5 protein-coding genes are annotated in these 6,262 nt (G+C 62.4%); 2 read left to right on the top strand and 3 right to left on the bottom strand.

The window, feature by feature from the left end; all coding sequences use genetic code 11:
* The 3 genes from APH41_RS06575 to APH41_RS06565 all read right to left on the bottom strand — a co-directional run.
* Positions 1–231 (bottom strand): aminotransferase class III-fold pyridoxal phosphate-dependent enzyme (locus APH41_RS06575; protein ID WP_156359034.1); only part of this gene is annotated, 231 nt, incomplete at its 3' end.
* A gap of 11 nt (positions 232–242) precedes the next feature.
* Positions 243–872 carry a thiamine phosphate synthase gene (thiE, locus tag APH41_RS06570; protein ID WP_054896184.1) on the bottom strand — a complete coding sequence of 210 codons (630 nt, stop codon included), beginning with the start codon at positions 870–872 and terminating at the stop codon, positions 243–245.
* A gap of 30 nt (positions 873–902) precedes the next feature.
* Positions 903–1,700, bottom strand: a complete 798-nt coding sequence (locus APH41_RS06565; RefSeq protein WP_054896183.1) for a hydroxymethylpyrimidine/phosphomethylpyrimidine kinase — start codon at positions 1,698–1,700, stop codon at positions 903–905.
* A 275-nt stretch (positions 1,701–1,975) separates the two neighbouring features.
* Here APH41_RS06565 and APH41_RS06560 point away from each other — a divergent pair, with 275 nt between their 5' ends.
* A complete protein-coding gene (locus APH41_RS06560) occupies positions 1,976–4,375 on the top strand; it encodes a hybrid sensor histidine kinase/response regulator (RefSeq protein WP_034126918.1) in 2,400 nt (799 codons plus the stop codon).
* Between the two features lie 195 nt (positions 4,376–4,570).
* Entirely contained in the window at positions 4,571–6,223 is a 1,653-nt protein-coding gene (locus APH41_RS06555) for an acyl-CoA dehydrogenase family protein (RefSeq protein WP_034126919.1), read from the top strand.
* Positions 6,224–6,262 lie beyond the last annotated feature (39 nt).

Genomic DNA, 6,262 nt, shown 5'->3' with positions numbered 1-6,262 from the left:
CTGGCGCACCGCGTCCAGCACGTCCGGATGGCTGTGGCCGAGGATCATCGGGCCCCAGGAGCCGACATAGTCGACATAGCGCTTGTCGTCTTCATCGGTGACGTAGGCGCCTTCGGCATGCTTGAAGAACAACGGCGTGCCGCCCACGCTCTTGAACGCACGCACGGGGGAGTTCACACCGCCGGGGATGTGTTTCTGGGCGTTGGCAAACAGGGTTTCGGAACGGGACATGATCGGGCTCTCTAAACTGAAGATTTAAGAAGATGGTTGAACGCACGGGCGCGGCGAGTGACTTCCTGGGTGCTGTCGGCACCGAACAGGCCATGGACCACGGCGAGCAGGTCGGCCCCGTGGGCCACCAGCGGCTCGGCGTTTTCCAGGGTGACGCCGCCGATCACGCAGATCGGCAGGTGCAGGCGCTTGCGGGCCTGGGTCAGCATGTCAACGGTGGCGGCAGGTGCGCCGGGTTTGGTCGTGGAATTGAAGAAGCGGCCGAAGGCGACGTAGCTGGCGCCTTCTTTGGCGGCCTGTTCGGCCAGTTCGATCTGGCTGTGACAGGTGGCGCCGATGATCGCCTTGGCGCCGAGCAATGCCCGGGCCGAGGTCAGCGGGCCGTCGGTCTGGCCCAGATGTACGCCGACGCCCAGTCGCGCGGCCAGTTCGGCATCGTCGTTGATGATCAATTGGGTCTTGTAGCGTGAGCACAGTTCGTACAGCTTTTCGGCTTCACGCAGGCGCCGTGCCTCGTCGCTGCTTTTGTCGCGGTACTGCAACAGGGTGACGCCACCGTCCAGCGCCGCCTCAACGTAGGCGAGGAATTTGCCGGCCAACAGCTGGCTGTCGGTAATGGCGTAAAGGCCGCGTAGTTTCATCGGGCAAACCCCTTGCTGACGAGCGATAAGTTACGAGCAGAAATCCAGCGGCAATCGACGCGGCACGAACTGGCCCTGGCCGAGTTGTTCGGCATCACGCAGGGTACGCCACGTGTAGTTGAGAGCCGTTTGCACGGCGCTGGCCAAACCTTCGCCTTGGGCAATGCGCCCGGCCAGCGCACTGGCCAAGGTGCAACCCGAGCCGTGATAACTGCCGGGCAAGCGCTGGCAGGTAAAGGTCTGGCGCGTGCCGTCGCGGCTGTACAGGCGATTGTGCACTTCGTGCTCATCGCCATGGCCGCCGGTGATGAGCAGGTGCTTGATGTACGGCAGCAGCTTCTCGGCGCAGTCGTCGGCGCTGCCGTCGGGCAGTTCCGCGAGGATGCGCGCTTCTGGCAGGTTGGGGGTGGCGATCAATGACAGGGGCAGCAGCCGCTCGCGCATCGCATAACCGACCTCGTCCTTGCCCAGGCTACCGCCGCCGCCGGCGCGCAGCACCGGGTCGCAGACCACCGGCAAATGCGGGTGCGCCTGCAGCAGTTCGACCACGGTGTCGACCATCGCAGTGGAGCCGAGCATGCCCAGCTTGACCGACGCGACTTCAGAGTCGCCGAGCACGGCATTGGCCTGGGCCAGTACCCACTCACGGTCAAGCACGCGGAAATCACTGACATTGACGGTGTTCTGCACGGTCAGCGCGGTGACGGCCGGGGCCGCGTGGCAACCCTGGGCGAGCAGGGCTTCGATATCTGCCTGCAGGCCGGCGCCACCACTGGGGTCGTGGCCGGAGAGACAGAGGACAACGGGGCGAGAACTGTAGATATTCATGGTGCGCGAGCTTACCACCAAACGCTTTTTGCGTGGCTGCCTGGCGATGGCAGAAGTTTGCTGTTGCAGCGTCGCTTTGCGTGGCCGAACGCTGCAACGCAGCGGTCTGAAAGCATTGCGCTAGAGCTGTTCTAAAAAAAGTTCCTGCAGTGGCTAATGGCTTTTACTGGCTATGCTAAAGTGCATCCCAATAACTTACTGTATCGCCGGTGTACGTCTTCTCAAAAGGAATGGGGGGCTTTTGACACAACCGGACCAGGCTACGCTGGGGCTCTATGCGCTATTTGCTGATGTTTATATTGTGCGGGCTACCGATGCTCGCCGGCGCTGTCGAGTTCAACCAGGACACGCGCAGCCTCCCGTTGGGCCGGGTCATGCAAGTGCTCGAAGACCCAACCGATGCCCTCACCATCGCCGATGTCAGTTCCCCCGCCTATGCCGCCCAATTCAAGACCCACGACAAAGACACGCTCAATGCCGGCTATTCACGCTCGGTGTTCTGGCTGAAGGTCAACCTGCACTACACCGCCAAAGATCCCCGCGCACCACGCACCTGGTTTCTGGAACTGGCCTACCCGCCGCTCAATCGCCTGGACCTCTACCAGAACGACGGCACCGGCCACTACCGCCTCACCGCCCGCACCGGCAGCGCATTGCCGTTTTCCAGCCGTGAGGTGAGCCAGAGCAACTACCTGTTCAAGCTCAGCTTCTTGCCCGACCAGCAACAAACCGTCTACCTGCGCTTGCAAAGCCAAGGCTCGATCCAGGCACCGCTGACGTTGTGGGCGGGCACCGCCTACATGGAAGAGCAACCGTTGCGTTTGTACGTGCTCGGCGCCATCTACGGTGTGTTGCTGGGCATGCTGATCTACAACCTGTTCATCTACCTGAGCGTACGCGACACCAGCTACCTCTATTACATCTTCTATATCGCTTCGTTCGGCTTGTATCAGCTGTCGGTCAATGGCGTTGCGGTGGAGTACTTCTGGCCGAACAACCCCTGGTGGGCGAATGCGGCGGTTCCCTTCCTGATCGGCTCGGCGGCTTTGTTCGGCAGCCTGTTCGCGCGCAGTTTCCTGCACACCGCGCAGCACAGCCGCTGGCTCAACCGCATCCTGCTGGCGCTGGCGGCCTGTGGCGGGTTGGTGATGGCACTGGCGCTGTTGACCAGTTACGCCGTGGCCCTGCGCCTGGCCACTGCGCTGGCGCTGGTGTTTACCGTGACCATCTTCGTGGCGGCCATCAAGGCCTGGTATTGCGGGCAGCGCATGGCGCGTTATTTCATCATCGCCTGGTCGGCCTTCCTGCTCGGCGGGGTGATCAATACCCTGATGGTGCTGGGTTATCTGCCTAACGTGTTCCTGACCATGTATGCCAGCCAGCTCGGCTCAGCCATTGAAGTGGCGCTGTTGTCCCTGGCCCTGGCCGACCGCATCAACGGCATGCGCGAACAGCAGGCGCAGATTCTCCTCGATGCCAGCCAGAAGCTGGAAGCGCTCAACCAGCAACTGGCCCGCAGCAATCGCCTCAAAGACGAATTTCTCGCCACCCTGACCCACGAATTGCGCACGCCGATGAACGGTGTGATCGGCTCTTTGGAACTGATGCAAACCGTGCCTTTGGACGATGACCTGACGCAGTACCAGCAAACCGCCGCCGGCTCGGCGCGGGACATGATGCGCATGGTCAACGGCATCCTCACCCTCACCGAGTTGCAGGCCGGTCGCCTGGTGGCCCAGCCGCAAGTGTTCAGCCTGCGTGGCGAGCTCGATACCTTGCGCCAGCAGTTCACCGGCAGCGCCCAGGCCAAGGGCCTGGCGTTCTCCATTGACGTCGCGGATGAGCTGCCAGACCGGCTCATCGGCGATGCCCAAAAGTTGCGTCAGTGCCTGGATTGCCTGCTCGACAATGCGTTCAAATTCACCCACGTCGGCGCGGTTCGTTTGCGTGTGGTGGGCGTGCCGCAAGGGGATGGGGCCTTGCACTTGAGCTTTATCGTCACCGACACCGGTATCGGCTTTGCCTTTCTCGATGAGGCCACGTTGTATCAGCGTTTCTTTCAGTTGGACGGCTCGATGACGCGTGAATACGGCGGCCTGGGCATTGGCCTGGCGATTTGCCGGCAGTTGATCGAACTGCTGGGCGGGCGCCTGACCCATCATTCGGAGCCCCGTAAAGGCAGCCGCTTCCAGTTGGAAATGGACGTCAGCGCGGTGCCGCAGCAGGTGACGCCGGCCGCGCAGGCTTTGCCTGCACAGCGTGCGCCTCAGGAATGCACGGTGCTGTTGGTGGACGACAACAGCGTGGGCCAGTTGGCGGTGCGTGGCATGTTGCTCAAGCTCGGTTACCGGGTCAAAACCGTAGACAGCGGCCCGGCGGCGCTCGCTGCATTGCAGGGGCACAGCTTCGACGCCGTGCTGCTGGATGTGCCAGAGGGTGGCTTTTCGTTGTGCTGCCAGATTCGTGCATTGCCCGGCTGTGGTGAATTGCCGGTGATCGCCCTGAGTGCTTCGCCCAATGGGCCGGAGCGTGAGCGCTGCCATGGCATTGGCATGACGGACCGACTGGCCAAACCGGTGCGTTTCGACGCCTTGCAGGCGGCGCTTGAGCGCAGCGTGCTGTGTGCGGATGAGGGTGAAAGCGCCGAGCATTCGGCACGTATGCCACTTTTTTAAGCGCGGTGGCGATGCTTAACTGAAAAAACCGGCCTCAATCGATCCGTATTTTTTGTAGAAGCGAGCTTGCTCGCGAAGAACGTCAACGATAACGCGCCCCGCCTGGGTTAGCGCGTTGCTCTCAGGTTTTTCGCGAGCAAGCTCGCTCCTACAGGCAGCCTGAGATCGATGCGGCCTTTTTCCAGGAGGCCCGTCATGAACCTGCATCAGTTTGCCGAAACCCACGACGTCACCAACCAGCCACCGTCCCTGGACGGCACTAACCTGTATCGCATCGACTTGCCTTTGCAGGAATGGTCACGCCGCTTCGGCGCCGGTTGGGCCCAAGCGCGCATTGATGCATACGGTGCGCTGGCCGGTGGGCCGTTGATGGCAGCCGGGTTCCTGGCCAACCAGAATAAACCGGTGTTCAGCAGCCATGACCGTTATGGTCATCGTATCGACCTGGTGGAGTTTCACCCGGCTTATCACGAGTTGATGCGCACCGCCGTCGAGCATGGCCTGCCGTCGTTGCCGTGGGCCCACCCGCAGCCTGGCGCCCATGTGGCGCGTGCGGCGATGACCTACCTGCATAGCCAGGCCGAAGCCGGCAGCGGCTGCCCGCTGACCATGACCTTCGCCTGCGTCCCGGCCCTGCGCCTGCAACCAGAGCTGGCGGACCTCTGGCTGCCTAAAGTGCTCAATACCCACTACGACCCACGCAATGTCGGCATCGCCCACAAGGCCGGCGCCACTATCGGGATGGCCATGACCGAGAAGCAGGGCGGCACCGACGTACGCGCCAACACCACTCGCGCTTACCCCGTAGGCGCGGGTGGCCCCGGCCAAGCCTACGAACTGGTGGGGCATAAGTGGTTCTGCTCGGCACCGATGTGCGATGGCTTCCTGACCCTGGCCCAGACCGACAAGGGCCTGACCTGTTTCCTGCTGCCCCGGCACCGACCGGACGACACGCGCAACGAGTTCTACATCCAGCGCTTGAAGAACAAACTCGGCAACTGCTCCAACGCGTCCAGCGAAGTGGAGTTTCGCGGCGCCCTGGCCTGGATGGTCGGTGAAGAAGGCCGCGGCGTTCCAACCATTATCGAAATGGTTGCCATGACGCGCTTCGATTGCATGGTCGGCTCCAGCGCCTTGATGCGCCAGGCGCTGACCCAGGCCAGCCATCACTGCGCCCATCGCCAAGTGGGTGGCCGCGTGCTCAGCGAGCAGCCGCTGATGCAGAACGTGCTGGCCGACCTGGCCCTGGAAAGCGAAGCGGCCCTGGCCTTGAGCCTGCGCATGGGGCGCGCCCTGGATCAGCTTGATGATGAACATGAAGCCAAGTTCGCCCGGCTGGTCACGGCGGTGGGCAAGTATTGGATCTGCAAGCGAGCGCCGGCGATGATCAACGAAGCCGCCGAATGCATGGGCGGCGCCGGGTACGTGGAAGACAGCATCCTGCCGCGTCTTTACCGTGAGGCACCGGTTAACTCCACGTGGGAAGGCTCTGGCAATGTGCAATGCCTGGACGTGCTGCGTGCGTTGTCCAAAGAGCCGGGTGTGCTGGAGGTGTTGTTTGTGGAGCTGGGGGATGGCCATGGCGACAAACAGCTGGCGCGGCATATCGAGCAGTTGAAGGCGGCGTTCATGGACACCCAGGATATCCAGTATCGGGCACGGCAACTGACCGAGGACATTGCCCTGGCGTTGCAGGCCAAGTTGTTGCTGGAGGCGGGCAATGCGGCGGTGAGCGACGGGTTTATCGCCAGTCGGTTGGGTGAGTCGTCGGGGCGGGTATATGGCACCTTGCCGCGTGGGGTGGATGTGCAAGCTATTGTCGCCCGCTCAACCCCACAATCCCTCTGAATAAACACAGTCAAATGTGGGAGCTGGCTTGCCTGCGAT

Source organism: Pseudomonas sp. NBRC 111138 (assembly GCF_001320835.1).
GTDB lineage: Bacteria > Pseudomonadota > Gammaproteobacteria > Pseudomonadales > Pseudomonadaceae > Aquipseudomonas > Aquipseudomonas paracarnis.
Note: the sequence above shows the minus strand (reverse complement) of the source record. Positions and strands in the feature narration are given on the sequence as shown.